This is a genomic window from Bradyrhizobium sp. CCBAU 11434, from assembly GCF_028128895.1.
In the GTDB taxonomy this organism is placed as follows: Bacteria; Pseudomonadota; Alphaproteobacteria; order Rhizobiales; family Xanthobacteraceae; genus Bradyrhizobium; species Bradyrhizobium zhengyangense.
In genome coordinates, this window is sequence record NZ_LBJX01000076.1 from 23,640 (window position 1) to 48,018 (window position 24,379).

The 24,379-nt window shown below is 64.6% G+C and carries 23 protein-coding genes, 1 tRNA gene and 1 pseudogene; 13 read left to right on the plus strand and 12 right to left on the minus strand.

What is annotated here, in order from left to right; translation table 11 throughout:
* Positions 1-79: 79 nt before the first annotated feature.
* The gene (gene hspQ, locus XI06_RS16275) at positions 80-412 is read right to left on the minus strand and encodes a heat shock protein HspQ (RefSeq protein ID WP_018317973.1); all 333 of its coding nucleotides are present in this window, start codon (positions 410-412) and stop codon (positions 80-82) included.
* Positions 413-518: 106 nt separating this feature from the next.
* On the opposite strand from hspQ, the gene XI06_RS16280 reads away from it, so the two are divergent.
* Complete coding sequence (locus XI06_RS16280) at positions 519-1,472, plus strand: AEC family transporter (protein WP_237862296.1); 954 nt, start codon at positions 519-521, stop codon at positions 1,470-1,472.
* A 12-nt stretch (positions 1,473-1,484) separates the two neighbouring features.
* On the opposite strand, the gene XI06_RS16285 is transcribed toward XI06_RS16280, so the two are convergent.
* Positions 1,485-2,669 (minus strand): UbiH/UbiF family hydroxylase, encoded by a 1,185-nt coding sequence (locus XI06_RS16285; RefSeq protein ID WP_237868836.1) that lies wholly within the window; start codon positions 2,667-2,669, stop codon positions 1,485-1,487.
* 128 nt (positions 2,670-2,797) lie between these two features.
* Here XI06_RS16285 and pcsA point away from each other — a divergent pair, with 128 nt between their 5' ends.
* The 3 genes from pcsA to XI06_RS16300 all read left to right on the plus strand — a co-directional run bounded on the left by pcsA (position 2,798) and on the right by XI06_RS16300 (position 5,298).
* The gene (pcsA, locus tag XI06_RS16290; protein ID WP_237862298.1) at positions 2,798-3,523 is read left to right on the plus strand and encodes a phosphatidylcholine synthase; all 726 of its coding nucleotides are present in this window, start codon (positions 2,798-2,800) and stop codon (positions 3,521-3,523) included.
* Positions 3,520-4,248 carry a TerC family protein gene (locus XI06_RS16295; protein WP_237862299.1) on the plus strand — a complete coding sequence of 243 codons (729 nt, stop codon included), beginning with the start codon at positions 3,520-3,522 and terminating at the stop codon, positions 4,246-4,248. The genes pcsA and XI06_RS16295 overlap by 4 nt, the downstream gene beginning before the upstream one ends.
* A gap of 75 nt (positions 4,249-4,323) precedes the next feature.
* Positions 4,324-5,298, plus strand: a complete 975-nt coding sequence (locus XI06_RS16300; RefSeq protein WP_237868838.1) for a quinone oxidoreductase family protein — start codon at positions 4,324-4,326, stop codon at positions 5,296-5,298.
* Position 5,299: 1 nt separating this feature from the next.
* On the opposite strand, the gene XI06_RS16305 is transcribed toward XI06_RS16300, so the two are convergent.
* From XI06_RS16305 to XI06_RS16320, 4 genes and pseudogenes are all read right to left on the minus strand, one after another.
* A tRNA-Arg gene (locus XI06_RS16305) sits at positions 5,300-5,375 on the minus strand.
* Between the two features lie 13 nt (positions 5,376-5,388).
* On the minus strand, positions 5,389-6,585 hold the full coding sequence (locus tag XI06_RS16310) for an acetylornithine transaminase (protein ID WP_237862301.1): 1,197 nt from the start codon (positions 6,583-6,585) through the stop codon (positions 5,389-5,391).
* 254 nt (positions 6,586-6,839) lie between these two features.
* A pseudogene (locus XI06_RS16315) lies at positions 6,840-7,483 on the minus strand (hypothetical protein).
* Positions 7,484-7,580: 97 nt separating this feature from the next.
* A complete protein-coding gene (locus XI06_RS16320; protein WP_237868839.1) occupies positions 7,581-8,729 on the minus strand; it encodes a tetratricopeptide repeat protein in 1,149 nt (382 codons plus the stop codon).
* 125 nt (positions 8,730-8,854) lie between these two features.
* On the opposite strand from XI06_RS16320, the gene XI06_RS16325 reads away from it, so the two are divergent.
* Positions 8,855-9,796, plus strand: coding sequence for a hypothetical protein (locus XI06_RS16325; RefSeq protein ID WP_237862303.1), 942 nt, complete (start codon positions 8,855-8,857; stop codon positions 9,794-9,796).
* Positions 9,797-9,878: 82 nt separating this feature from the next.
* Positions 9,879-11,141, plus strand: a complete 1,263-nt coding sequence (locus XI06_RS16330) for a methyl-accepting chemotaxis protein (RefSeq protein WP_271605882.1) — start codon at positions 9,879-9,881, stop codon at positions 11,139-11,141.
* A gap of 21 nt (positions 11,142-11,162) precedes the next feature.
* Here the strand turns inward: XI06_RS16330 and rimO are convergent, their stop codons facing one another.
* Complete coding sequence (gene rimO / locus XI06_RS16335; protein ID WP_237862307.1) at positions 11,163-12,488, minus strand: 30S ribosomal protein S12 methylthiotransferase RimO; 1,326 nt, start codon at positions 12,486-12,488, stop codon at positions 11,163-11,165.
* 111 nt (positions 12,489-12,599) lie between these two features.
* Here rimO and XI06_RS16340 point away from each other — a divergent pair, with 111 nt between their 5' ends.
* The 5 genes from XI06_RS16340 (at position 12,600) to XI06_RS16360 (ending at position 18,946) form a co-directional block, all read left to right on the plus strand.
* Positions 12,600-13,190, plus strand: a complete 591-nt coding sequence (locus tag XI06_RS16340) for an ANTAR domain-containing response regulator (RefSeq protein WP_128951752.1) — start codon at positions 12,600-12,602, stop codon at positions 13,188-13,190.
* Positions 13,187-14,350 carry a CmpA/NrtA family ABC transporter substrate-binding protein gene (locus tag XI06_RS16345; RefSeq protein ID WP_237868840.1) on the plus strand — a complete coding sequence of 388 codons (1,164 nt, stop codon included), beginning with the start codon at positions 13,187-13,189 and terminating at the stop codon, positions 14,348-14,350. The genes XI06_RS16340 and XI06_RS16345 overlap by 4 nt, the downstream gene beginning before the upstream one ends.
* 345 nt (positions 14,351-14,695) lie before the next feature.
* Positions 14,696-15,526 (plus strand): formate/nitrite transporter family protein, encoded by an 831-nt coding sequence (locus XI06_RS16350; protein WP_237862309.1) that lies wholly within the window; start codon positions 14,696-14,698, stop codon positions 15,524-15,526.
* Between the two features lie 13 nt (positions 15,527-15,539).
* Complete coding sequence (locus tag XI06_RS16355) at positions 15,540-17,336, plus strand: NirA family protein (RefSeq protein ID WP_237862310.1); 1,797 nt, start codon at positions 15,540-15,542, stop codon at positions 17,334-17,336.
* Entirely contained in the window at positions 17,333-18,946 is a 1,614-nt protein-coding gene (locus tag XI06_RS16360; protein WP_237868841.1) for a sulfite reductase subunit alpha, read from the plus strand. Before XI06_RS16355 ends, XI06_RS16360 begins: the two co-directional genes overlap by 4 nt.
* Positions 18,947-19,381: 435 nt before the next feature.
* On the opposite strand, the gene XI06_RS16365 is transcribed toward XI06_RS16360, so the two are convergent.
* Genes XI06_RS16365 through pxpB form a run of 3 tightly spaced genes read right to left on the minus strand, consistent with a single transcriptional unit; the run spans position 19,382 to position 21,949 of the window.
* On the minus strand, positions 19,382-20,152 hold the full coding sequence (locus XI06_RS16365; RefSeq protein WP_237868842.1) for a LamB/YcsF family protein: 771 nt from the start codon (positions 20,150-20,152) through the stop codon (positions 19,382-19,384).
* Positions 20,153-20,183: 31 nt separating this feature from the next.
* Complete coding sequence (locus XI06_RS16370; protein WP_237862313.1) at positions 20,184-21,221, minus strand: biotin-dependent carboxyltransferase family protein; 1,038 nt, start codon at positions 21,219-21,221, stop codon at positions 20,184-20,186.
* Positions 21,218-21,949 carry a 5-oxoprolinase subunit PxpB gene (gene pxpB, locus XI06_RS16375; RefSeq protein WP_237862314.1) on the minus strand — a complete coding sequence of 244 codons (732 nt, stop codon included), beginning with the start codon at positions 21,947-21,949 and terminating at the stop codon, positions 21,218-21,220. Before pxpB ends, XI06_RS16370 begins: the two co-directional genes overlap by 4 nt.
* Before the next feature lie 247 nt (positions 21,950-22,196).
* Between pxpB and XI06_RS16380 the strand changes: the two genes are divergently transcribed.
* Together XI06_RS16380 and XI06_RS16385 are read left to right on the plus strand one after the other, a co-directional pair.
* On the plus strand, positions 22,197-22,895 hold the full coding sequence (locus tag XI06_RS16380; protein ID WP_271605883.1) for a ribonuclease activity regulator RraA: 699 nt from the start codon (positions 22,197-22,199) through the stop codon (positions 22,893-22,895).
* 17 nt (positions 22,896-22,912) lie between these two features.
* Positions 22,913-23,317, plus strand: a complete 405-nt coding sequence (locus XI06_RS16385; protein ID WP_237868845.1) for a (R)-mandelonitrile lyase — start codon at positions 22,913-22,915, stop codon at positions 23,315-23,317.
* Between the two features lie 10 nt (positions 23,318-23,327).
* Here the strand turns inward: XI06_RS16385 and XI06_RS16390 are convergent, their stop codons facing one another.
* Complete coding sequence (locus XI06_RS16390; RefSeq protein WP_237868847.1) at positions 23,328-23,684, minus strand: hypothetical protein; 357 nt, start codon at positions 23,682-23,684, stop codon at positions 23,328-23,330.
* A 181-nt stretch (positions 23,685-23,865) separates the two neighbouring features.
* A partial coding sequence (locus tag XI06_RS16395; protein WP_271605884.1) for a DUF2147 domain-containing protein occupies positions 23,866-24,379 on the minus strand: 514 nt, incomplete at its 5' end.

Below are 24,379 nucleotides of genomic sequence, written 5' to 3' on the forward strand. Positions count from 1 at the left end.
GGACATGAAAAAGGCGCCCGATCGGGCGCCTTTTTTTGCTGCCTGCTTGATGGCGGTGAAGCTCAGGTCGACGAACGGCTTAGTTCAGCGACGGATTGCGCGGGCGGTAGCCGCCATCCTTGTTCTTGATGAAGATCTCGGCCACCTGGGAATGCCGGATCGGCTCGCCGGACTCGTCGGGCAGCAGGTTCTGCTCGGAGACATAGGCGACGTACTCGGACTCCGCGTTCTCCGCGAGCAGATGGTAGAACGGCTGATCCTTGTGGGGCCGGACCTCTTCGGGGATCGACAGCCACCACTCCTCGGTGTTGTTGAATTCCGGATCGATGTCGAAGATCACCCCCCGGAACGAGAAGATCCGGTGGCGCACGACCTGTCCGATCTGGAATTTGGCTGTCCGCGCTTTAATCATCCTTCGTCGATAGACCAGGATTGTGGCCGATGCTAGTGGCCTGATCTGGAATTAACCTGCCGTTAAGGGGCGGATAACCCCTAAGCCTTCAGAAAACACTTCATCAATGGCCGATATCCTCAATCTGGCGCTACCATATTTCGGCTTGATCTTCGTCGGTTTCGCTTGCGGTAAGGTCAAGTCCTTGCCGGAATCGGGGCTCGCCTGGATGAACTTCTTCCTGCTCTACGTGTCGTTGCCGGCGCTGCTGTTTGCGATCATGTCGAAGACGCCATTCTCGGAGCTGAACAACCCGCCATTCCTGGTGGCGACCACGCTGTCGACAATGGCGGCGTTCACCATCGCGCTGGTGGTCGGCAAGGCGCTCGGGAAGCTGACGCTGCGTGAGGCGACGCTCGCCGGCCTCTCCGGCGGTTACGGCAATATCGGCTACATGGGGCCGGGGCTGGCGCTTGCCGTGCTCGGGTCAAAGGCGGCGGCGCCGACCGCGCTCATCTTCTGTTGCGACAGCATCTTCCTGTTCACGATCGTGCCGCTGCTGATCGAGCTGTCAGACCGCGACCATCCCTCGATCGTGCACGCCTTCGGCGTGGTGCTGAAACAGATCGTGCTCAACCCGCTGATCATGTCGGCCTGTTTTGGCGCAGCCGTTGCCGCGCTGCATATCGAGCTGCCGGTCGCGCTCGACCGCACCATTACCTTCCTCCAGAACGCGGCCGCGCCGACCGCGTTGTTCGTGCTCGGTGTGACCGTTGCGCTTCGCCCGTTCGATCGCGTGCCCTGGGAAGTGCCCGGCGTGATCGCGGTCAAGCTGCTGATCCATCCGCTCGCAGCGTTCGGCCTGATGCTGGCGTTCGGCCCGTTCGCGCAGCCCTGGGCCGCCACAGCGATTCTGATGGCCTCGCTGCCGCCGGCGCTGAATGTGTTCGTGATCGCCCGGCAGAACGATGCCTGGATCGAACCCGCCTCCGTCGCCGTGCTGCTCGGCACGTTCGCGTCGGTGGTCACGCTGACCAGCGTGATGTGGCTGCTGCAGACCGGCCGGCTCGCGTTTCCGTAAAGGCCGCTTGCGCTATTTGCGCCAGGTCGGCGTCAGTCCCTCGCGCATGGCAAAGCGCCTGAGCGGGCCGATGGCGCCTAACAGGTGCATGCCGACGGCGCGGATCGGTTGGAGCGGCAGGAAATCGTTGAGTAGCGAACGATTGGCGATGTCGATCGCAAAGGTCCTGCTCAGAATGTCCGGGCGCCGCGCCCGGTCGTAACGCCTGAGCACCTCATCCGCGCCAGGGTCCTTTCCCGATGCGATGGCCTCGCCGGAGAGCCGGGCGATGTCGGCCGCATCTCGCAGGCCGAGATTGAGACCCTGGGCACCGATCGGGGGAACCACATGGGCGGCTTCGCCGACCAGCGCAACGCGGTCGCGCGCGAAGGATTGCGGCCGCTCAATCGCCAGCGGAAACACATTGCGGCCGGGCTCGACCGTCATGCGGCCGAGGATGGAATGCGACTGCTTCTCGATCGCGACGGAGAGATCTTCGTCGCTGAGGCCGCGAAGCCGCTCGGCCTCGGCGGGTGCCGAGACCCAGACCACGCTGGAGCGGTTGCCGGGCAGGGGCACGAACACGCAAGGGCCATGCGGCGTGTGGAACTCGGTCGAGACGTTACGGTGCGGGCGGGCATGAGCGACGTTGAAGGTCAGGGCGGTCTGCGTCAGGTCGCGCCGCGTCACCGCAATGCCGGCGGCCTCCCGGCACAGCGAATGCCGACCGTCGGCGCCGACCACGAGCCGGGCTGTCAGAAACTGTCCGGCGGCCGTGCGCATCGCGACGTCATCGGCTTCGATGACGACGTTTTCGGCCTCGTCGTCGAAACGCACGAGGTTCGGAAACTCGGCCGCACGCGCTTCCAGCGCCAGCATCAGCGAGCGGTTGTCGATATTGTAACCGAACGCATCGAGCGCGATCTCGTGGCAGGAGAATCGGACCTCGGGCGCGCGGAACAGCCTGTTGGTGTCGTCGACGAGACGCATCACCTCAAGGCTGGCCGCCTTGTCCTTGCAGCGCGACCAGACCTCGAGGCTCTCCAGGAGATCGACGGAGGCACCCAGCAGCGCGGTGGTCCTGTTATCTGCATAGGGCAGGCGTCGCGCGACCAGCGCGGTCCGCGCCCCTCGCTGCGCCAAGGCAATTGCCGCGGCAAGGCCTGCCGGTCCACCGCCGATGACGCTTGCGTCAAAATGTGTCGATGCGTCTGTCATGGAACGACATTTGACACGCCCTGCGGCAAATTCAAGCCCACCTATTTTGCCTGATTTTATGACCGATTGCGCGGCGCAACGCCGCGGTGGCGGATGTGCAAACCGGTCCCGTTCTGGTAGCAGAGGCCATGGATAGCCAAGGGGATTCCCTCAAGCCGACGCCCGTGGTCCGTGCCGCGGCGTTTTCGGTGCACATCTTCACCGCCTTCGGCGCGGCGATCGCGCTGCTCGCGATGCTGGAGGCCGTGCGCGAGCATTGGGCGGCGATGTTCGGCTGGCTGGGCGTCGCCCTCATCATCGACGCCATCGACGGGCCGATCGCGCGCCTGCTCGACGTCAAGAACGTGCAGCCGAACTGGTCCGGCGACGTGCTCGACCTCGTGGTCGACTTCGTCACCTATGTGTTCGTGCCCGCCTATGCGATCGTGGCGAGCGGCATGCTGCTGCCGGTGGCGGCGCCCTTGCTCGGCATCGCCATCATCGTCACCAGCGCGCTCTATTTCGCCGATCTGCGCATGAAGGCGGACGACAATCATTTTCGCGGCTTTCCGGCGCTGTGGAACGCGGCGGCGTTCTATCTGTTCCTGCTGCACTGGCCGCCGCTGTCGTCGACGCTGCTGGTGGCGGCGCTAGTGGTGCTGACCTTCGTGCCGTTCCACGTGCTGCACCCTGTCCGCGTCGTGCGGCTGCGCTGGCTGACGATGTCGCTAATCGTGCTGTGGGGCGTACTCGGCTTCTACGCGCTGGAGATGGATTTTCGCGTCGGCACCGGCCTAACGGTTGCGCTCTGCGCGATCGCGTTCTGGATCGCATTCAGTGATGCATTGATCCGCCTTGTGAGATCGTTCGGATGATGCATTTGTTGACCAGCCCCGAGGCCTGGGCGGCGCTGCTCACCCTGACCTCACTCGAGATCGTGCTCGGCATCGACAACGTGATCTTCCTGTCGGTGATCGTCTCGCGCATCCCCGAGCCGCTGGCCCATCGCGCCCGGCAGATCGGGCTGGCGCTGGCTCTGGTCTTCCGCATCATCCTGCTCAGCGTGCTGGTCTGGCTGATCGGCCTGACCGCGCCGGTGTTCTCGTTCTCAGATTATGATTTCTCCTGGCGCGATCTGATCCTGATCGGCGGCGGCCTGTTCCTGATCGCGAAGGCGACGCACGAGATCCATGCCGAAGTCGACGCCGACGACGAGGAAGGCGAGGGCAAGTCCGCTCGCAGCGCCTTCTTCTGGGTGATCCTCCAGATCGTCGTCATCGACATCGTGTTCTCGCTGGACTCGATCATCACCGCAATCGGCATGGCCCAGGACCTCGAGATCATGATTGCGGCCGTCGTGATCGCCTGCCTGATCATGTACATTTCCTCAGGACCCGTGGCGCGATTCGTCGCGGAACATCCGACCACCAAAATGCTGGCCCTGGCATTTCTGGTGCTGATCGGCGTTGCCCTAGTTGCGGACGGATTCAAATTCCACATTCCCCGCGGTTACATCTATTTCGCAATTGCGTTCTCGGCGGCGGTGGAATTCTTCAACGTGCTGGCCAAGCGCAACCGCAGGAAGGTCGGCAAGCCGTAACCGTTCCAATCTGGGGCGAGTTGACAAGGCGGGCGCGATGTCTTTCGCTGGCTGATGCGAAGAGGAGGTCAGGTGATGACCAAAGCGGTCCGTGTGCACAAGGTCGGAGGCCCCGACGCGCTGGTCTATGAAAGCGTCGACCTGCCGGCGCCCGGACCCGGCGAGGTGCGCATCCGCCAGCACGCGGTCGGCCTGAACTTCATCGACGTCTATTACCGCACCGGCCTCTACAAGGCGCCGGGACTGCCCTTCATCGCCGGCAATGAGGCCTCGGGCGAGGTGGTCGCCGTCGGGCCGGGCGTGACGAATTTTCATCCTGGCGACCGCGTCGCCTACTACCATAATCTTGGCGCGTACACGAGCGAGCGCAACATCCCCTGGGAGAAGCTGGTCAAGCTGCCCGATCACATCACCCACGAGCAGGGCGCCGTGCTGATGCTCAAGGGCCTGACCGTCTGGTATCTCCTGCACAAGACGTTCAAGGTCGAACCGCATCATCGCGTGCTGATCCATGCCGCCGCCGGCGGCATCGGCCTCTTGGCCTGCCAATGGGCGAGCGCGCTCGGCGCCCACGTCATCGGCACGGTCGGCACGCGCGAGAAGGCCGAGCTCGCGGAGGCCAATGGCTGCGACCACGTCATCCTCTACAACGAGGAAGACTTCGTCGCGCGCGTCAAACAGATCAGCCGCAACGAGGGCTGCGACGTTGTCTATGACGGCGTCGGCAAATCGACCTTTCCGGGCTCGCTGTCGTGCCTGAAGCCGCGCGGCATGTTCGTCTCCTTCGGCAACGCCTCAGGCCCGGTGCCGCCGTTCTCGATCGCCGAGCTGAACAATCACGGCTCGCTGTTTGCGACCCGGCCGAAGCTCAACGACTATATCGGCACGCGCAAGGAGCTGCTGGAAGGCGCCGATACGCTGTTCTCCGCCGTCATCAACGGCAAGCTGCACGTGCCGATCAACCACGCCTATGCGCTCAAGGACGCGGCGAAGGCGCATATCGATCTCGAAAGCCGCAAGACGACGGGTGCGTCGATCCTGAAGCCGTAGATGGCGGTCCCGCGAGGACTCGAACCTCGAACCTCCGCGTCCGCAACGCGGTGCTCTATCCCTTGAGCTACGGAACCCTGCCACCTCGGTTTACGCCACGCGTCTTGCCGCGCCGGCCTTGGTCAGGATGTCGTCGAGACAGCCAATCATCTCGGCGATCTCTGCCTTCGTGACGTTCAGCGCCGGCATGAAGCGCAGGCTGTCGAGCTGCGGCGCGTTGAGCAATACGCCGGCCTCGAACGCCTGCGCGACGATCCCGGACGCGATCGGCAGCTTGAGGTCGAGCGCGAGCAACAACCCGCGACCGCGCACGCCGCCGAGGCCATGCCGCGCCGAGACCTTTTGCAGCTCGCTTTCGAGCAGCAGGCCGGTCTCGGTGACCTGCTTCAGGAACTCCGGCTTACCGACCTCAGCGAGCACAGCGAGCCCGGCCGCGCACATCACAGGGTTGCCGTTGAACGTGCCGCCCTGGTCGCCGTGCTCGAAGCAGGAGGCGCGTTCGGTCGCGAGCAGCGCCGCGAGCGGCACGCCGCCGCCGATGCCCTTGCCGAGCGTCATGATGTCAGGCGCGATGCCGGCGTGCTCATAGTGGAACAGCTTTCCGGTCCGGCCCATGCCGGTCTGGATCTCATCGAAAATGAGCAGCAGGCCGTGGGCCTCGGTCAGCGCCCGCAGCTCGCGCAGGAACTGGTCGGTCGCAGGCCACACGCCTGATTCGCCCTGGATCGGCTCGAGCATCACCGCGACGGTGTTGTCGTTGATCAGCCTTTCGACCGAGGCAATGTCGTTCAGCTTGGCTTTCTTGAAGCCGGCAACCTTCGGTTCGAACAGCGGCTCGAACGCCTTCTTGCCCGAGGCCGACATCGTCGCCAGCGTCCGTCCGTGGAAGCCGCCTTCGAAGCTGATGATCTCGAACGCGCCGCCCTTGTGCAGGCTGCCATATTTGCGCGCGAGCTTGATCGCGCCCTCATTGGCCTCCGCGCCGGAATTGGCAAAGAACACCTGGTCGAACGCGCTTTTCTCGACCAGCGCCTTTGCAAGCTTGAGGCTCGGCTCGTTGTAGAAGGCCGGGCTCGGCGTCAGCAGCCGCTTCGCCTGCGCGGCGAGCGCATCCGCGATGACGGACGGGGAATGGCCAAGGCAGTTCACGGCCCAGCCCTGCACGAAATCAAGATAGCGCTTGCGGCTGTCGTCCCAGAGGTATGAGCCGGCGCCGCGGACGAACACGGCTTTCGGCCGTGCAGTGATGTCCATCAGCGCGTCATACGGATGGGTGGCGGTGGTCATGTCGAACTCCTCTGGAGGCGGGTGAAAAAGGACGCGAAAAGCAAGAAGGCCGCACTTTGCGGGTGCGGCCTTCTCGAAAACTTTGCTGAATTACTGGTTCAGCGGCGTCGTCGGACATGGCGCAACCCATCATCGTCGCTGGTGCGACGACGGAAAGCTGCGCGGCGGTTGGTCCGAGAGTTGATCATGGGGCGCGTCCGTACAGCCGAAGGGCAGGGCTTGTCAAGCCGGTCGTTTGCGAGCCATCCGCTCGCTCAGGTCAGATGCGCGGCTTCCTCGGCTTTCTCGTCCCCCCCAGTCGGCATCCGCGATCGCGCTGTCGATCAGCTCGCCGCGCATCAGCCTGAGCGGCGAATTCCAGTACAGCGCGATGTTGTGGAAGGGATCCGTCAGCACCTTGAAGCTCCACACCAGTCCGGTCGTGACGCCGCGCGCGGCGAACAGCTGCAGCATGCGCGCCAGCCCGCCACCGACGCCGATCGCAAGCCAGAGCACACCGACGTGGCGGACGAAGTCGAGGCGATCGACCGGCGGAGCAAACAGGCCGAACAGCGTCGGATACGCGTACAGTGCAGTCGGCGCGCTGCCCCAGACCAGCAAAAGGATGATCTTGCGCGTCTGGTTGTAGCCGACCTTCACCGCTTCCTTATATTCGTTGCTGACGTCATTGACCGCGTCGTAGCCATTCGGCTCGAAGAAGAAGTGCCCGGCCCTGGCGCGTCAGCATCGCGAGCCAGCCGACTAAACCGGCGAGCGCGGGATCCCTGAACAGCAACGCGTAGCAGGCGAGGAAGATGATCGCGCTGATGAGGTGCAGCGTCTGGTTGACAGTGCTCTGGTGGTAGAAGCGGTAATCGTCGAAGCGCTGCGTGCGCAGCATGTCCGGGAGACGGCTCATCAATAATCCTCGCTCGCGTTGAAAGCGCGCGAGGATTAGGACGAGTCCGTGACCTCTGCGTGAATGCAATATAGTGTCACATTGGCGCGCGGGAGGATTACTCCACGCCGTAATGTGCGAACTCGTCGGCGATGGCGGCATTGATCGCCTTCGCCGCCGCGATGTCGCGCTCGGCGCCTTCACCATCGCCCTTCTTTCGCTTCGCAAGCCCGCGGCCGTAGAGCGACGAGTCGAGCTTCGGCTTTGCGCCCAGGGCGGTGTCGTAGTCGGCGATTGCCGCGTCGAGATTGCCGAGCTTCAAATAGGTGAGGGCGCGGCTATCCAGCGTGTAGGGATCGTTCGGCCGCATCCGCAGCGACTGCTCGCAATCGGCCAGCGCGTCCTGCAGGCGGCCGAGGATCGCGCGCGTCATGCAGCGCGAATTGAACACGCCGGCGTAGCTCGCATTGGCCGCGAGCGCGCGATCGTAATCCGTGAGCGCCAGCGCATAATCATGCGCGTCGAAATACATGTTCGCGCGCGCATAGAAATCGCGGTCGTTGTTGGGGTTGAGCTCGATCGACTTGGCGAAATCGGCCAGCGCGCGATCGCGATCGCCGCGATCGCGGAAGATGCGCGCACGGTTGCCATAGGCCGGGCCATAGGTCGGATCGAGCTTGATCGACAGATCGAGATCCGCCAGCGCACGTTCGGCCTCGCCATGTTCGCGATAGGCCGTGCCCCGGTTGTAGAAGGCGAGCGCGAATTTCGGATCGAGCTTGATCGCCTTGTTGTAGTCGGTGAGCGCATGCTCATAGTCGTCTTTGCCGATGTAGGAATTGCCCCGGTTGTTGTAGTACCACGCGTCGTCGGGAACGAGCCGGATAGCGCGCGTGTAGTCCATGATGGCACGGTCGCGGTCGCCGAGATCGTCATGGACGATGCCGCGATTGAACCACGCGGCAGCATCAGTCTCGTCGAGATCGATCGAGCGGTTGAGATCGGCCAAGGCACGCTCGGTCTCGCCCTTGCGCCGAAACATCTCGCCGCGATTGGCGAGCGCGACCGCATTCGACGGATTGGCCTTCAGCACGACCGAGCAACCGGCGAGCCGCTGGTCGTCACTGACCTTGTCGGAACCGAAGCACCATTGCCGCGCCTGCGCCGCCGACGGGGATTGCGCGGCGGCCGGAAACGTGAGCAGGGTCAATGTGGCCGCGAGCGCGCGCAGCGCCGGCCGGATATCGATCTTGTGATTGCGTGTCATTTGTTTGCTGCGCAGAAACCTATGAGCCTCTAGCGCGTTTGTGATCTCGAAACGCGAATTGGTTCGAACCGGACCTCAGCCGGGACAGACCAATGGGGACGGGACCATCAAGATAGTTTTTAGCCTTGTCCGACACGCCTTATCCGATTGACCTCGACAGCATTCGCGGCGCGTTTCCGCCGGGCATCGAGGCGCCGCCCCTGCTGCTGGATTTTGCCGGCTGGCTGAACGGTCGCCCCTGGGGCAGCGTCGGCTGCTTCTCCCTGCAAGGCCAGTTCTCCGATCAGGCCCCGATCTTCGATGGCAGCCCCTTGCGCGACCGCTTCGCGCTGTTCATGCGACTGCCTGACGGTTCGGCCGTCGGCGGCTGGTATGGCGCTGGTCTCGACCGTGACGCCCCCCCGATCGTGGGACTGGGCTCGGAGGGCGATTACGAGTTGCTTGCGCCATCCCTCGACGCATTGCTGGCGAAACTGACCTCTCTGCAATTCGACAAGGCCTGGCACGATCTGCGGCCGCATGACGAGGTCGAGCCGCAGACCGTCGAGCTTGCGCAATGGCTTGCGCGACGCCCGGCCGGCGAACCTGTCGCCTGTGAGGACGGGGAGCTGCCCGACTTCCGCGGCTTCGTCGAGAAGTGGAGCCGGGACCGCGAGGAATATTGGGCCAATCACCGCCTGATGGCCGAGCTCGGCTGGCGGCTGGCCGCGCATCTGCCCAGGGGCAAGAAGGCCTGGGACAAGACTCATTTCGAGGTTGCTATATCAGGCAAGCAATACGAGGCGCGCGTGCTATCGCGCGGGCCGCAGCCCTTCGAGGAAGCTGCCTCGATCGAATCCCTGCTGCGCGACCTGCGCGAGGAGATGCGCCGCGCCCAGCCCGAGCTCGGACTGTGGTACGCGATGAAATTCGGCCTCTACGCCGACGGCCGCGTCATGCCGAATTTCGAATACGATGTGCGCCCGACCATCAACGGCGAGCCGGCGCTGCTCACTGAGGCCAAGGCCGATCTCGCCCGCGCCCCGCGTCCCGAGCGCTGGGTGCCGAAATGGCTTGCTGCGGGCTGATCGCGCCCCGGCAGGCACCCCTTAAGTGTTTGGTTAATGTTTCCTTGCTAGTCACTGGACCGCTTCGGGATGGGGGGAGCGGATGAGATTCTTCGGGCGACGGACAAGCCAGGACCGCAATGGTCAGGTCGGGCAAGCAGTCTTCGAACATTCGGTTGATGCGGTCATGGTGCTGGCGGGACCCAAGATCATCGCCTGTAACGAGGCGGCGGTCAGGTTTGGCGGTTATCGTAGCAAGGCTGATCTGCTGTCCCGGTCACCGGCCGATATGGCCCCTGAATTCCAAGCAGACGGCCGTCGCTCGTCGGACTGCGTCAAGGAGACACTCGCGCGGGCGATGAAGGAGGGGCACGCCCGCTTCGAATGGATCACGCGCCGAGCGGATGGGCAGATGGTCCCGGTGCAGGTCACACTTGTTCCCGCGGAGATCGATGGCCAGCCCGTCGTCATCAGCTTTCGGCGTGATTTATCGGAGCTGATTGCCGCGCGGGAAGAGAAGAAGCGCGCCATCGCCAAACTTGCCGGCGAATTCGAGGAAACCATCGGCTCCATTGCCAACGCCGTGTCGTCGGCTGCCAAGGACGTGGAGGCGACGGCCGGCTCGCTCAGCTCGACCGCCGAGAACGCCGCGCAGCGCGTCTCGACCGTCGCTGCCGCCTCGTCCGAAGCATCTGCCAACGTCCAGTCGGTCGCGGGCGCGACCGAAGAGCTGTCGAGCTCCGTTGCCGAGATCAACCGTCAGGTCGCGACTTCCTCAAGCATTGCCGGCGAGGCGGTGCAGGCATCCGCGCGCACCAATGATCTCGTGAGGAGCCTGTCGGAGGCCGCAGCCAGGATCGGTGCGGTCACCGAAATGATCAATGCGATTGCGAGCCAGACTAATCTTCTGGCCCTGAACGCTACGATCGAGGCGGCGCGAGCTGGCGATGCCGGTCGCGGTTTCGCCGTCGTTGCCGCCGAAGTCAAAAGCCTCTCCAGCCAGACTGCCAAGGCCACCGAGGAGATCAGCGCTCACATCAGTGCCATGCAGCGGGCGACCGACGATACCGTTGCCGCGATCCAGGGGGTCGGCACGACGATCGGACAGATCAGCGACATTGCCAAGACGATTGCCGTTGCCGTCGAGCAGCAAGGACAGGCGACCCAGGAGATCGCGCGTTCGGTCAGTCAGGCCGCTACGGGGACCAGCGAAGTCGCCAGCAACATCAATGCCGTGACGCAGACGATCGACGCCGCTGGCGCATCCGCCATTAACATGCATGGCGCGGCGGGCCAGTTGTCGCGCCATGCCGATGCGTTGCGCGACAAGGTGTCCGGTTTCCTTAAGGCCGTGCGCGCCGCATAGCCCACGGCGCTCGGTTGATCGTCAAAACCCCGCGACGCTGCCGTGCAGATCGTATTGATCCGCGCGCTCGATCTTCGCGGTGACGATCTCGCCGACACGCAAGGGACGGCGGCTCGACAGATACACCGCACCGTCGATCTCCGGCGCATCGGCTTTGGAGCGACCCTTCGCGACCGTCGGCCCGACCTCGTCGATGATGATCTGCTGGCGCGTGCCGACCTTGCGCTTCAGCCGGCGCGCCGAGATCTTCTGCTGGCGCGCCATCAGCGCGTTGTAGCGCTCCTGCTTGACTTCTTCCGGCACGGGATTGGCGATGGCATTCGAGGTCGCGCCCGCAACCGGCTCGTATTTGAAGCAGCCGAGGCGATCGATTTCGGCTTCATCGAGCCAGTCGAGCAGATAGGCGAAGTCGGCATCGGTCTCGCCGGGGAAGCCGACGATGAAGGTCGAGCGCAGCGCAAGGTCAGGGCATTCCTCGCGCCAGCGCTTGATCCGCGCCAGCGTCTTGTCCTGCGCCGCCGGGCGCTTCATCGCCTTCAGCACTTCGGGGCTTGCATGCTGGAACGGGATGTCGAGATAGGGCAGCACCTTGCCCTCGTTCATCAGCGCGATGACCTCGTCGACATGCGGGTAAGGGTAGACATATTGCAGGCGGACCCAGGCCCCGAGCTCGCCGAGCTCGCGCGCGAGGTCGAGGAACTTGGCGCGGACCTGGCGGTCCTTCCACGGGCTCTCGGCATATTTGAGATCGACGCCATAGGCCGAGGTGTCCTGCGAGATCACCAGTAGCTCCCTGACGCCGGCGCCGACCAGGCGCTCGGCCTCGCGCAGCACATCATTGGCCGGACGCGAGACCAGATCGCCGCGCAGCTTCGGGATGATGCAGAACGTGCAGCGGTTGTTGCAGCCCTCGGAAATCTTCAAATAGGCGTAGTGGCGCGGCGTCAGCTTGATGCCTTGCGGTGGCACCAGATCGAGATGCGGATTGTGCGCCGGCGGCAGCGCGCGGTGCACGGCATCGAGCACGCTCTCGTACTGCTGCGGGCCGGTGATGGAGAGCACGCCGGGATAGGCCTGTTCGATCTGCTCGGGCTCGGCGCCCATGCAGCCCGTCACGATGACCTTGCCGTTCTCGGCCATGGCCTCGCCGATCGCCGAGAGCGATTCCTGCTTGGCGCTGTCGAGGAAGCCACAAGTGTTAACGATGACGATGTCGGCCCCGTCATGCTTGCGGGCGAGCTCGTAGCCCTCCGCGCGCAGGCGCGTGATGATGCGCTCGGAATCCACCAATGCCTTGGGACACCCGAGTGACACGAAGCTGACCTTGGGCGCAGCCGTCTGATCCATATCCAAATCTGCCTGATTGACGGGCTTGAGCTAGTCCCAATTGCCCATAATTACAACCCTTTGCATGACGCTCCGGCATGCTATGGATGAATCGCCTGCCGTGAGTGAGCCATGAGCGCCGAACAGTCGCCCAAAATCGTGATCGTCGACGAAAGCCCGGTCAGGGCCGCGATCCTCGAGGAGGGCTTGCGGGAGGCCGGGTTCACGCAAGTGGTCCATATCCGCGAGATGCAGAGCCTGCTGGCCCGTATTTATGCGGTGGACCCCGATATCATTCTGATCGATCTCGAAAACCCCAGCCGCGACGTGCTGGAGGCGATGTTCCAGGTCAGCCGTGCGGTGAAGCGACCGATTGCCATGTTCGTCGATCAGAGCGACTCCGCCTCGATCCAGGCATCCGTGGAGGCGGGGGTGTCCGCCTACATTGTCGACGGGCTGAAGAAGGAGCGCATCAAGCCGATCCTCGACCTCTGCGTGTCGCGCTTCAACGCCTTCGCAAAACTCCAGGAGGAGCTGGAGCGGACCAAGTCGCAGCTCGAGGACCGCAAGATCATCGAGAAGGCCAAGGGCATCCTGATGAAGGTGAAGGGCCTCACCGAGGACGAGGCCTACGTGCTGCTGCGCTCCACCGCCATGCGCGAGAAGAAGAAAATCGGCGAGATCGCCCAGTCGATCATCACCGCGTCGGAGATGCTGAAATGACCGCACCCCTTCGCATCGGATTCATCCCGCTGGTCGATGCCGCCGCGCTGATCGTCGCCGTCGACAAGGGCTTTACGGCCGCCGAAGGGCTCGAGGTCGAGCTGGTGCGCGAGGTCTCCTGGTCGAACGTCCGCGACAAGCTGAACATCGGCCTGTTCGACGCAGCGCATCTGCTCGCGCCTGTCGCAATCGCGTCTTCGCTCGGGCTCGGCCACGTCAAGGTGCCGATCGCGGCCCCCTTCAATCTCGGCATCAACGGCAACGCGATCACGGTGTCGCCGGCACTGCACTCCGCGCTGATGGAAGTGATCGATGGCGACCGCTTCGATCCGATGGTCACAGCAAAGGCGCTGGCCAAGGTCGTCGCAAAGCGCCGCAAGGCTGGCGCCGATCCGCTGACCTTCGGCATGACCTTTCCGTTCTCGACCCACAATTACCAGTTGCGATTCTGGATGGCGGCGGCGGGCGTCGATCCTGACGAGGACGTGCGCCTCGTCGTGCTGCCGCCGCCCTACATGGTCGATAGTCTCAAGAGCGGCCATGTCGATGCCTTCTGCGTCGGCGCTCCCTGGAACTCGATCGCCGTCGATCTCGGCATCGGTCATATCCTGCACTTCGTCTCCGACATTCTCGGGCGTGCGGCAGAGAAGGTGCTGGCCGTGCGGCAGGTTTGGGCCGACAAAAACCCGGACGTGGTCGCGGCGCTGGTGCGGGCCGCGGTGAAGGCAGCCGAATTCATCGAGGAGCCTGCCAACCTCGCCCAGGCCGCGCAGATCCTGGCACAGCCGGAGCGGATCGGTGTCGATGCCGAGGTAATCCAGCGATCGCTTATCGGGCGGTTGAAGATTTCGCCCGATGGCGCGATGCGCGAGAGCGGCCGCTATCTCCTGGTTGGACGTGAAGGGGCAGGGCGCCCGGACCCAGTCCAGGCCGCCTGGCTCTACGCGCAGATGGTGCGCTGGGGACAGACGCCGCTCAGCCCAGAGGCCGTGAAGACCGCCATGGGCGTGTTCCGGCCGGATCTCTACGACGCCGCCCTCGGGCAGAGCGGAGCGGACCAGCCCAACGCCCCCTTCAGCGCCTTTGCCGGGCCGGCTTTCGACCCCACTGATCTCGGCGGATATCTCGCCTCGTTTGAGGTCGGACGGCAGGCCAAATAGGCCTGCTCAAAGCTTAATCACATCGATTCGAAGCTTAATCTTTGGGCCGTTGCTGCCCGAAGCAGCATGAACCATGATCCACTTCATGCGCTGCACACAAGGGCAACTAACTGATTTCATGTGGTTTTGCAACTTATGCTGCGTTGGCACACTCCTTGAATAGAGGATCCCAGCCGCCCGGCGTGGGCGCCGGCGGCTCCAAGTCCATGGTGGATTTCCGCAGCAACGAGGCTGATCGGATCGCCCCGGGTTCCGGCAAAGGCGCGTGCCTGCAACCGGCTTCCCCGCGATCAACATCCGTTTCACCCGTTGACGCCGCCGAGCGCGGCAAGCTGGAGCTACGATATGGATTACGCGAAACCCTCCGACGTTGTGGCTTCGATGGTCGATGCCAGCCTGAAGAAGCTGGCGCTTGCCCCGCGGGATATTCTGATCCGCGGAGCGATTTCCGGGGCTCTGCTCGGTGCTGCCACCACGCTCGCCTTCACCGGCGCTCTCACCACCGGCCAACCGCTCGTCGGCGCACTGATCTTCCCGGTCAGCCTCGTGATGATCGTGCTGCTCGGCCTCGAGCTTGTCACCGGCAGCTTTGCCATCGTTCCGCTCGCGCGCCTCGAAGGCAAGGCGAGCTGGAACGCGGTGATCGCCAACTGGTCCTGGGTGTTCGTCGCGAATTTGCTCGGCAGCCTCGCTTTCGGCGCGCTGATCGCGATCTCGTTGACCAACATGGGCAAGGTCGAGGTCGCCGGCGTCGCCGCGAAGATCGTTGCGGTCGCCGAAGCCAAGACCATCGGCAATGCCGCGATCGGCACCGCCGGCATGGTCTCGGTCTTCGTCAAGGCAATCCTCTGCAACTGGCTGGTCTGCCTCGGCGTCGTCATGGCGATGACCTCGACCTCCACGGTCGGCAAGATCGCCGCGACCTGGCTGCCGATCTTCCTGTTCTTCGCGCTCGGCTTCGAGCACGCCGTCGTCAACATGTTCGTCATCCCGACCGGCATGCTGCTGGGCGCCAAGGTCAGCCTTTCCGATTGGTGGCTGTGGAATCAGATCCCGGTGACGCTTGGCAATCTCGTCGGCGGCTTCGTCTTCACCGGCCTTGCGCTCTACGCGACTTACAAGCCCGCCAAGCCCGCGGCCGATGTCGCGCAGGTCGCGGTCCAGGCAGCAGAGTAGGTTCATTCAGTCCATGAAACTCGATACAGCACCCACGGCCGATTTCTCCGACGAGCAGAAGCGGTATCTCGAAGGTTTCATGTCCGGCATGCAGGTCGGACGTGTCGGGCGCGCCTTCGCAGCCGGCGGAGCGCCTGCCGCCGGCGCTCCGTCTGAACCGATGGGGCCGGACGCTGCGGCGATCAAGGCGCAGGACAAGCTCACGGCGGCGGGCAAGAAGCTCGCCGATCAGGAGAAGTTCAAGCGCGAGATGCATCCGTTCGATGCCTATGAGCGGCTGAAGGACCAGGCGCGCAACAACGCCAATCCGACGCCGGCGGATAATTTCCGCTGGCGCTATTACGGCATCTTCTGGGTGGCGCCGGCGCAGACTTCCTATATGGCGCGCCTGCGTATTCCCAACGGCATTTTGAAGCACTGGCAGATGTCGGGCCTCGCCGACATCGCGGAAAGCTGCGGCGGCGGCTACACCCATGTCACCACCCGCGCCAACTTCCAGATCCGCGAGATCGAGCCGAAGAACGCGGTCAAGCTGATCGAGGGGGTCCAGGACATCGGCCTGTGCTCGCGCGGCGCCGGCGCCGACAACATCCGCAACGTCACGGGCACGCCGACGGCCGGCATCGATCCGCAAGAGCTGCTCGACACGCGTCCTTACGCGCGCGAGTGGCACTACCACATCCTCAACGACCGCTCGCTGTTCGGCCTGCCACGCAAGTTCAACGTTGCCTTCGACGGCGCCGGCAAGATCGCCGCGCTGGAGGAAACCAACGACATCGCCTTCACCGCGGTCGAGGTGAAGGACGGCCATGGCGTCGAGCCCGGTGTCTGGTTCAAGCTCGGCCTCGGCGGCATCACCGGCCATAAGGACTTTGCAAAATATTCCGGCATCGTCGTGCGCCCCGAAGACGCGACCGCTGTTGCCGATGCCATCGTGCGCATCTTCATCGAGCACGGCGACCGCACCAACCGCAACAAGGCGCGGCTGAAATACGTGCTCGACAGCATGGGTCACGACGGCTTCCTCAAGCTCGTCGAGGAGCAACTGAAGAAGCCGTTCGCGCGCGTTCCGGCCGAGGCGTTGCTTCCGCGTCCCTTGTCCGACCGCATGGCCCATATCGGCGTGCACAAGCAGAAGCAGGCCGGGCTCAACTGGCTCGGCGTGGCGCTGCCGGTCGGCAAGCTCACCTGCGAGCAGATGCGCGGGCTCGCCAAGATCGCGCAGGATCTCGGCGACGGCGATATCCGCCTGACGGTCTGGCAGAACCTGTTGATCTCGGGCGTCCGCGACGAGAGCGTCGCGCTCGCCACCGCCGCGGTCGAGAAACTTGGCCTTGCCACGCAAGTGTCGAACGTCCGGGCCGGCCTGATTGCCTGCACCGGCAATGCCGGCTGCAAGTTCGCGGCCTCCGACACCAAGCGTCACGCCGCTGCGATCGGCGACTGGTGTGACGAGCGCATCAATCTCGACACGCCGCTCAACATCCATCTGACCGGCTGCCATCACTCCTGCGCGCAGCACTACATTTCCGACATCGGCCTGATCGCGGCCAAGGTGCCGGGGGCGAGCGAGGACGATCAGGTCGAGGGCTACCACCTCTTTACTGGCGGCGGCTTCGGCCCCGACGCCGATATCGGCCAGGAGGTGTTTCACGATCTGAAGGCCGAGGATGCGCCGAAGATCGTCGAGAGCCTGCTCAAGGCGTATCTCGCCAACCGCACCTCGCCCGAAGAGACGTTTCTGACCTTCTCCCGTCGCCATGACGGTGAAGCCCTGCGCAAACTCGCCGAAGCGGAAGTAGCAGCATGACCCAGATGTCCGTGCCTCCCAAGATCGAGATCATTCCGGCCAATGCACCGTTTAGTGAGGGCCAGCGGCTCTGGCTGAACGGATTTCTCGTCGGCATGCTCGGCCTCGACGGCTCGACGGCTCTGTCGCCGATCGAGAACGGTGCCTTGCTGGCGCCGCAGGGCGATGGCGACGATGGCGAGGCACCCTGGCACGATCCGGCGATGCCGATCGCCGACCGCATGAAACTCGCCGAGGGACGTCCGCTCCGCCGCCGCATGATGGCGGCGATGGCGCAACAGGATTGTGGCCAGTGCGGCTACAATTGCGCCGACTATTCCGACTCGATCGCGAACAAGAGCGAAGCGCGTCTCAACCTCTGCGCCCCCGGCGGCAAGGAGACGGCGCGGATGCTCAAGCAGCTGTTCGAGGAGGTCGACAAGGCGCCGGCGGCGAAGCCCGCGGCAGGGGCGGCTAGGGCTGCGAGTGCGCCGGCTGCGCCTGAGGTGAAGGCCGAGCTTGGCCGTGCCCGCGAAAATCCGGCTGAAGCCACCTTCCTGTCGCGGCGCTTGCTCAACAAGGGCGGTTCGGAGAAGGAGACCTATCACGTCGAGTTCGACCTCTCCGAGAGCAAGCTCGACTATGTCGTCGGCGACAGTTTTGGCGTGTTCGCCCGCAACGACCTCGGTCTGGTCGACCAGATCATCGCGCTGCTCGGCGCGTCCCACACCACCAAGGTCAACAACAAGACGTTGCGCGAGGCGCTGGTCGAGGACGTCTCGCTATCGCCGGCGCCGGACAAGCTGTTCGAACTGCTTTCGTTCATCACCGGCGGCGCGCAACGCGAGAAGGCGAGGGCGCTGGCGCAGGGCGAGGATCCCGATGGCGATGCGGCAACGCTCGACGTGATGGCGGCGCTGCAGAAGTTTTCGGGCACGCGGCCGCATCCGGAGGCCTTCGTCGAGGCGCTGGAGCCGCTGCAGCCGCGGCTCTATTCGATCTCATCGTCGCACAATGCGACGCCCGGAAAGCTTTCGCTGACGGTCGATTCCGTTCGCTACGTCATCGGCAAGCGCAAGCGTCTCGGCGTCGCCTCGACCTTCCTCGGCGAGCGCATCGCCGAGGGCGACAAGCTCAAGGTCTATGTGCAGAAGGCGCACGGTTTCGGCTTGCCGCAGGATCCGAAGACGCCCGTCATCATGATCGGTCCCGGCACCGGGGTTGCGCCATTCCGCGCCTTCCTGCTCGACCGCAAGGCAACCGGCGCGCAAGGCAAGAACTGGCTGTTCTTCGGCCATCAGCGCAGCGACTGCGATTTCTTCTATCGCGACGAGCTCAACGCGATGAAGACTTCGGGGCTGCTGACGCGGCTGTCGCTCGCCTGGTCGCGCGACGGCGAGAAGAAGTTCTACGTGCAGGACCGCATGCGCGAGCTCGGCCGCGAAGTGTGGACGTGGCTCGCCGAGGGCGCGCATCTCTACATCTGCGGCGATGCAAAGCGCATGGCCAAGGATGTTGAGCGCGCGCTGGTCGACATTGTCGCCCAGTTCGGTGCGCGCTCGACCGACGAGGCGGTCAGCTTTGTCGCCGATCTCAAGAAGAAGGGCCGTTTCCAGGCTGACGTGTACTAAGGCCCGGGGAGACCAGCGTGAATCGCCGCCGTGGCGCAATCGCGCCCGCGGCGGCGTTCTACTGTGCATGGGGTTGTTTTCAAAGGTTTGGTCCGGGTGGAACCGGAACCGGTTCCATTTGGCTTGGATTTTAGCGAATAAGATTTCTGGAACCCGCGGCTGCGAAGAATTTTCGCCTGCAAAGCGAGCCAGGGAAGCGCTTCCATCGCTATTTGCACGATGGTCTTACAGCCGTCGTGCTGGATCGTTCATACTGGGCGGATGGTGCGTTGGAAATCGACCATCCGGGAATTGTCGGCGGAAGCCAGGCTTCATCTCTATGCGCGATCGGTCTCGCGCAGGGCAAAGGCGAACGCGCACCACATCGGCATCTTCGGCGCGTGCGCGCTCATCGCAGTGCTTCTCTTCGGCACGCTGTCGGCGCACCCGTTCTGATCACGACCCGCGCTTGAACGGCGCGACATCGATGCCAGCATCCTTCAAGGCCTGACGCAAGGTCCGCGCGATCTCGACGGCGCCGTGCGTATCGCCGTGAATACACACCGTGTCCGTGCGCATCTTGATGACCTTGCCGGTGACCGACACCACCGCACCGTCCTGCACCATGCGCACCACGCGGTCGGCGATCGCTTTCGCGTCGTGCAGCACCGCGCCGGGCTTCTTGCGCGAGACGAGGTTGCCATCGTCCTCATAGGCGCGGTCGGCAAACACCTCATGCACCATCGGCAGGTTCGCTTCCTCGCCGGCCTTCACCAGCTTCGAATTGGCGAGCACCACGAAGATCAGGCTGGGGTCGACTGCCTTGATTCCGGCCGCGATCGCCTTCGCCGTCATGTCGTCCTCGCAGGCGACGTTGGAGAGCGCGCCATGTGCCTTCACATGCGTGACCTTGTGGCCTGCCGCGGTCGCGATCGCCTGCAGCGCGCCGATCTGGTAGGCGACGAGGTTCTCGATCTCGGAGGACTTGAGGCCCGCGATCGGATGCCGGCCAAAACCGTGCAGGTCGCGATATCCAGGATGCGCGCCGACCGAGACGCCGCGCGCCTTCGCCAGCTCCACCGTCCGCCGCATGATGTCCGGGTCGCCGGCATGGAAGCCGCAGGCGACATTGACCGAGCTTGCGAGCTCGATCATGGCGGCGTCGTTGCCCATCTCCCACGCGCCAAAACCTTCGCCGAGGTCGCAATTGAGATCGATCGTCTTCATGGTTGCTCTCCGCCTTTGGTCTTGTTGTCGCTTACGGCTCTGCCGCGACCTGCCAGGTCCCGGCATCCATGGCGCTCACCGCATAGCCCGCAACATTGGCATCGCTGAGTGCCTCGATGTTGAGCTCGACGGTGTCCGACGAGCGCAGGCGATCGGGCAGGGTGCGGATCAGCTGCTGAAACCTGCGTGCCTCGTCCTGCGCCTCGGCCATCGTGACGGCCTTGAATCGGAACGCCGTTCCGGCCGAGGTCTGCGCGAGACGGCCGACATCGGCTGTGATCACGGTCGCGATCTTCGGGTAGCCGCCAGAGGTGCCGCGGTCCATCATCAGTGCGATCGGCGAGCCGTTGCCGGGCACCTGGATGCTGCCGTTGACCGTGCCGTCGGAGACGATGTTGTGGCCGTGCAGATGCTTGATCGCGGGGCCCTCGAGCCGATAGCCCATGCGATCTGACGTCGCCGAGATCTTCCACTCGCTACCCAGGAACAGCGCCTTGTTGGCATCGTCGAACTCGTCGTCCTGCGGGCCCAGCACGACGCGGATCGGTCCGGTCGCGGGCTTGGGCAATTCGATCCGCAACTCGGGCGCACCGCTCGCGGCATCGACCGCGAATTCGTCGCCGGCCTGCAGCGGCCGCGGGTAGGGGCTGCCGAGCCCGGCGCGGGCGTTCACCGCAAGGCTGCCGAACACCTCTTCGCCCTTGATGGCGCCTTCGATCGCCAGATACGTGAACGCGCCGCCACGGGCAAAGCCAAGTGTCAGCGTCTCGCCATCCTTCAGCGTCACGGACGAATCCATAGCCACCGGTTTCCCGGCGATATCGGCGTTGCGCGGCGCGCCTGATATGGCGACGCGCACGGCGCCGTCCCGGGCCGTGAAGGTGGCACCGAACGGGCCGATCTCGACCGCGGCTGCGAACGGCTCGTTGCCAACGAGCGTATTCGCTGCGGCCAGCGTCAGCCGATCCATGGCGCCGCTGACCGTGAGGCCATAGCGCTGCGCGCCGAGGCGGCCGCCGTCCTGGACGGAGCTCGCAGGCCCGATGCTGGTGACGATCAGCCGGCTCATGCGTCGACCCGTTCGGCGATGATCTCGCCGGCCTCGGCCGCGCGATCCAGCTCCTCGAACGTCTTGTGGTCGATCGCAAAAAACGTCACGCGATCGCCGGGCTCGGTGAGGAAGGTCGGATTGCGGTGGAGTTGATAGGTTCGCACAGGCGTGCGCCCGAGCAGATGCCAGCCGCTCGGCGCGGCCAGGCACTGGATGCCCGCCTGGATGCCGCCGATCGAGATCGTTCCTGCAGGCGTGAACAGCCGGGGCGACTGCCGCCGCGACATGTGCAGCGATTTGTCGAGGCCGCTGAGATAGGACCAGCCGGGCGTGAAGCCGATCATGGCGACGCGATAATCGCCGCCGGCGTGGCGGGCGACGATGTCGTCGGGTGTGGTGCTCAGCGCCTTTGCGACATCCTCGAGATCGATGCCATGCTCGCCGCCATAGGCGACGGGAATGCGCCAGCGCCGTGCTTTTGTGGTCGGCGGCAGCGGCTGGGTCGCGAGCGCAAGCAGCTTTTCGCCGAGCGCGTCAAAACCGATCTTGCCGGGATCGTAATGCACCAGCAGCGAGCGATAGGTCGGGATCGTCTCGGAGATGCCCTCGATGGGGCTTGCCGCCAGCGCCTTGTCGAGCGCGAGCACGCGCTCATTGGCGGCGTCGTCGATGGTGCGGCTGAACTCGACCGTGACGGCGCTGTCGCCACTGGGCAGAAGGCGGGGCGGTGGAAGCGTCGCGGCCATGAGATGTCGAATTCGGGCCTTGAGGAAATGCGCGGGCTCGACCTTGAGTTCCGCCTCAACCTGCTTCGCGTAAATGCGCCCGCAAGTCCAATAAATTAATGCCGGGGGTGACGATAAAGCCTTGTTATCGCGTCGCATAACCGCCCGGCAGGGTCGCATTCTTGACAGGGCTTTGGCCCTTGACGACGAGCCTCCGGCTCGCAAGATGCGCGCGTTCTTTCCTGCACCTCGGAGCTCGTTCTCGTCCATGTCGCTGTCCCCCGAAGCCCGCAAGACCCTCGCCGGCATCACCACTGCCACCATCACCACGGTCCTGCTGAAGAAGGGCCTGCGCAATGTGTGGATGCGCGGCGCGCGTCCGCTTCGCCCGGGCCTGCCGCGCCTGGTAGGACCGGCGTTCACGCTGCGCTTCGTGCCGGCGCGCGAGGATCTGGCGACGCCGGAGTCTTGGTCGTCGCCGATCTCGACCCGCACCGCGATCGAGGCGATGCCGGAAGGCTGCATCGCCGTGGTCGACGCCATGGGCATCACCGACGCCGGCATCTTCGGCGACATCCTCTGCGCGCGCATGATGAAGCGCGGCGTCACCGCGCTCGTCACCGACGGCGTCGTGCGTGACGTCGAGGGGGTGCTCGGGACCAATCTGCCGGTGTGGTGCGACGGCTATGCCGCGCCGCCGTCCGTGGCCGGCCTCACCTTCGTCGGCTGGGGCGAGCCGATCGGCTGCGGCGGCGTCGCCGTATTCCCGAACGACATCGTGGTCGCCGATCAGGACGGCTGCGTGCTGATCCCGGCGGCAATGCTCGAGCACGTCCTTGCCGAGGGCGTCGAGCAGGAGCGGATGGAAGCCTGGATCGTCAACGAGGTGAACAACGGTGCGGTGCTGCCGGGCCATTATCCCATGAACGCCGAAACCAAGGCACGCTACGCCGCCAGCAAGAAGTAACAGGAAACGAGGACACCATGGACATCACGCTAGCAGGCACGCGGCCGACCCGTCGCGCGCCCAAGGAAAATTTTACCGGCACCGTGTTGCAGGATCCCATCAACATGGCGCCCGCGCCGGCACGGCTGAACGTCTCGCGCGTCTCGTTCGAGCCGGGCGCCCGCACCAACTGGCACCACCATCCGCTTGGGCAGACGCTCTACGTGATTTCCGGTGTCGGCCGCGTCCAGACCAAGGGCGGCCCGGTCAAGGAAATCCGTCCTGGCGACACCGTCTGGATCCCGCCAGGTGAAGTGCACTGGCACGGCGCCTCGCCTGGTAACAGCATGTGCCATATCGCCATGCAGGAAGCGCTCGACGGCGTCTATTCGACATGGCTCGAGCCGGTCACCGACGCCGAATACGGCGCGGCGCTGGGCTAGAGCGCTCCGCTTACATCCGCTCCGCCGTCCACGTGCCCGAGCACATGGCCCCGCGCCATGTGCCGGAGCCTGACGTGCCGCTGAGCCGGCCGGAGCCGACCGCGTGCTTGATGCCGGTGCTCAAGGAGACGTTGATGCTGCCGGCATCGGCGACGCGCCCTGACGCCGTCACTGCCGTGCTGCTCGAGGCGATCTGGCCGTTGCTGATGCCGATCGCGACAGTGGCGCCGTTGCCGCAGGTTTCGCTCGACGACGAGATGCGGACATTCCATGTCCCGTCGAAGGTCGAGCCCGCGGCATCGGCCTGCGCGAGCGGGAAGGCGATGGCGATAATGGTGGCGAAGAGACCCTTGCGAAATCCGTTCATGACACGCCCCTTGTGATTGACCATGCGGGGATCGTGTCACGGGCACGGAACCGGCGATGTGAGGGCTGTCACGCGCGTCAGGTTCTCTGTGAGGTGACGCACATCGGAGTGACATCGCGGGCAAAAGCAAAGGGGCCCGGATCACGGGCCCCTTGTCTTTCTCGAAATTGTCGAGCGAGGTCTAGTTCACGCGCGTCCAGGTTTGACCGCCGCAGAACATGCCGCCAAAGGCGCAGCCCTGCACGCGCAGGCGGTCGCCTCCCTTTAGCGAGATCGTCGAATCGTAGGTGGAGCCGCTGTTGGGATCGAGGATGCGGCCTGACCATTTCAGGTCCTTGCCAGGCTTCATGTTGATCAGAACTTGCTCGCCATTCTGGTTCGATTTGCTGTCGACCGAATAGCCGCACAAATTATTGCCGCACTGCTCGATGCGGACCTTGCCTTCCTTCTCCTCGGTGAGCCAGACGCCGAGCGGTGAATTGAGATCGCGCGCGGGTGCGGCTGCGGGAGGCGGCGGTGCGACGGCCGCAGCCTGAACAGGCGCCGGGGCAGGCGCTGGCGCAGGTGGTGGAGGCGGCGCTGGCGGTGCAGCCGCTACGGTCGGAGCCGGCGGTGGAGGTGGTGCGGGCGGCACCGCGGCGACCGTTGGGGCTGCACTCGGAGCCGGTTGTGGCGGCGGCACCATATCGTCGGGC

Bases quoted from the DNA above. Each gene is read 5' to 3' on its own strand.
- rimO (WP_237862307.1), bottom strand. From the start codon at position 12,488: ATGGATCAGACGGCTGCGCCCAAGGTCAGCTTCGTGTCACTCGGGTGT.
- XI06_RS16365 (WP_237868842.1), bottom strand. From the start codon at position 20,152: ATGAAGACGATCGATCTCAATTGCGACCTCGGCGAAGGTTTTGGCGCG.
- XI06_RS16345 (WP_237868840.1), top strand. From the start codon at position 13,187: ATGACCGCACCCCTTCGCATCGGATTCATCCCGCTGGTCGATGCCGCC.
- XI06_RS16360 (WP_237868841.1), top strand. From the start codon at position 17,333: ATGACCCAGATGTCCGTGCCTCCCAAGATCGAGATCATTCCGGCCAAT.
- XI06_RS16280 (WP_237862296.1), top strand. From the start codon at position 519: ATGGCCGATATCCTCAATCTGGCGCTACCATATTTCGGCTTGATCTTC.
- XI06_RS16285 (WP_237868836.1), bottom strand. From the start codon at position 2,669: ATGACAGACGCATCGACACATTTTGACGCAAGCGTCATCGGCGGTGGA.
- pcsA (WP_237862298.1), top strand. From the start codon at position 2,798: ATGGATAGCCAAGGGGATTCCCTCAAGCCGACGCCCGTGGTCCGTGCC.
- hspQ (WP_018317973.1), bottom strand. From the start codon at position 412: ATGATTAAAGCGCGGACAGCCAAATTCCAGATCGGACAGGTCGTGCGC.
- XI06_RS16340 (WP_128951752.1), top strand. From the start codon at position 12,600: ATGAGCGCCGAACAGTCGCCCAAAATCGTGATCGTCGACGAAAGCCCG.
- XI06_RS16390 (WP_237868847.1), bottom strand. From the start codon at position 23,684: ATGAACGGATTTCGCAAGGGTCTCTTCGCCACCATTATCGCCATCGCC.
- XI06_RS16300 (WP_237868838.1), top strand. From the start codon at position 4,324: ATGACCAAAGCGGTCCGTGTGCACAAGGTCGGAGGCCCCGACGCGCTG.
- XI06_RS16385 (WP_237868845.1), top strand. From the start codon at position 22,913: ATGGACATCACGCTAGCAGGCACGCGGCCGACCCGTCGCGCGCCCAAG.
- XI06_RS16295 (WP_237862299.1), top strand. From the start codon at position 3,520: ATGATGCATTTGTTGACCAGCCCCGAGGCCTGGGCGGCGCTGCTCACC.
- pxpB (WP_237862314.1), bottom strand. From the start codon at position 21,949: ATGGCCGCGACGCTTCCACCGCCCCGCCTTCTGCCCAGTGGCGACAGC.
- XI06_RS16380 (WP_271605883.1), top strand. From the start codon at position 22,197: ATGTCGCTGTCCCCCGAAGCCCGCAAGACCCTCGCCGGCATCACCACT.
- XI06_RS16310 (WP_237862301.1), bottom strand. From the start codon at position 6,585: ATGACCACCGCCACCCATCCGTATGACGCGCTGATGGACATCACTGCA.
- XI06_RS16320 (WP_237868839.1), bottom strand. From the start codon at position 8,729: ATGACACGCAATCACAAGATCGATATCCGGCCGGCGCTGCGCGCGCTC.
- XI06_RS16370 (WP_237862313.1), bottom strand. From the start codon at position 21,221: ATGAGCCGGCTGATCGTCACCAGCATCGGGCCTGCGAGCTCCGTCCAG.
- XI06_RS16330 (WP_271605882.1), top strand. From the start codon at position 9,879: ATGAGATTCTTCGGGCGACGGACAAGCCAGGACCGCAATGGTCAGGTC.
- XI06_RS16350 (WP_237862309.1), top strand. From the start codon at position 14,696: ATGGATTACGCGAAACCCTCCGACGTTGTGGCTTCGATGGTCGATGCC.
- XI06_RS16355 (WP_237862310.1), top strand. From the start codon at position 15,540: ATGAAACTCGATACAGCACCCACGGCCGATTTCTCCGACGAGCAGAAG.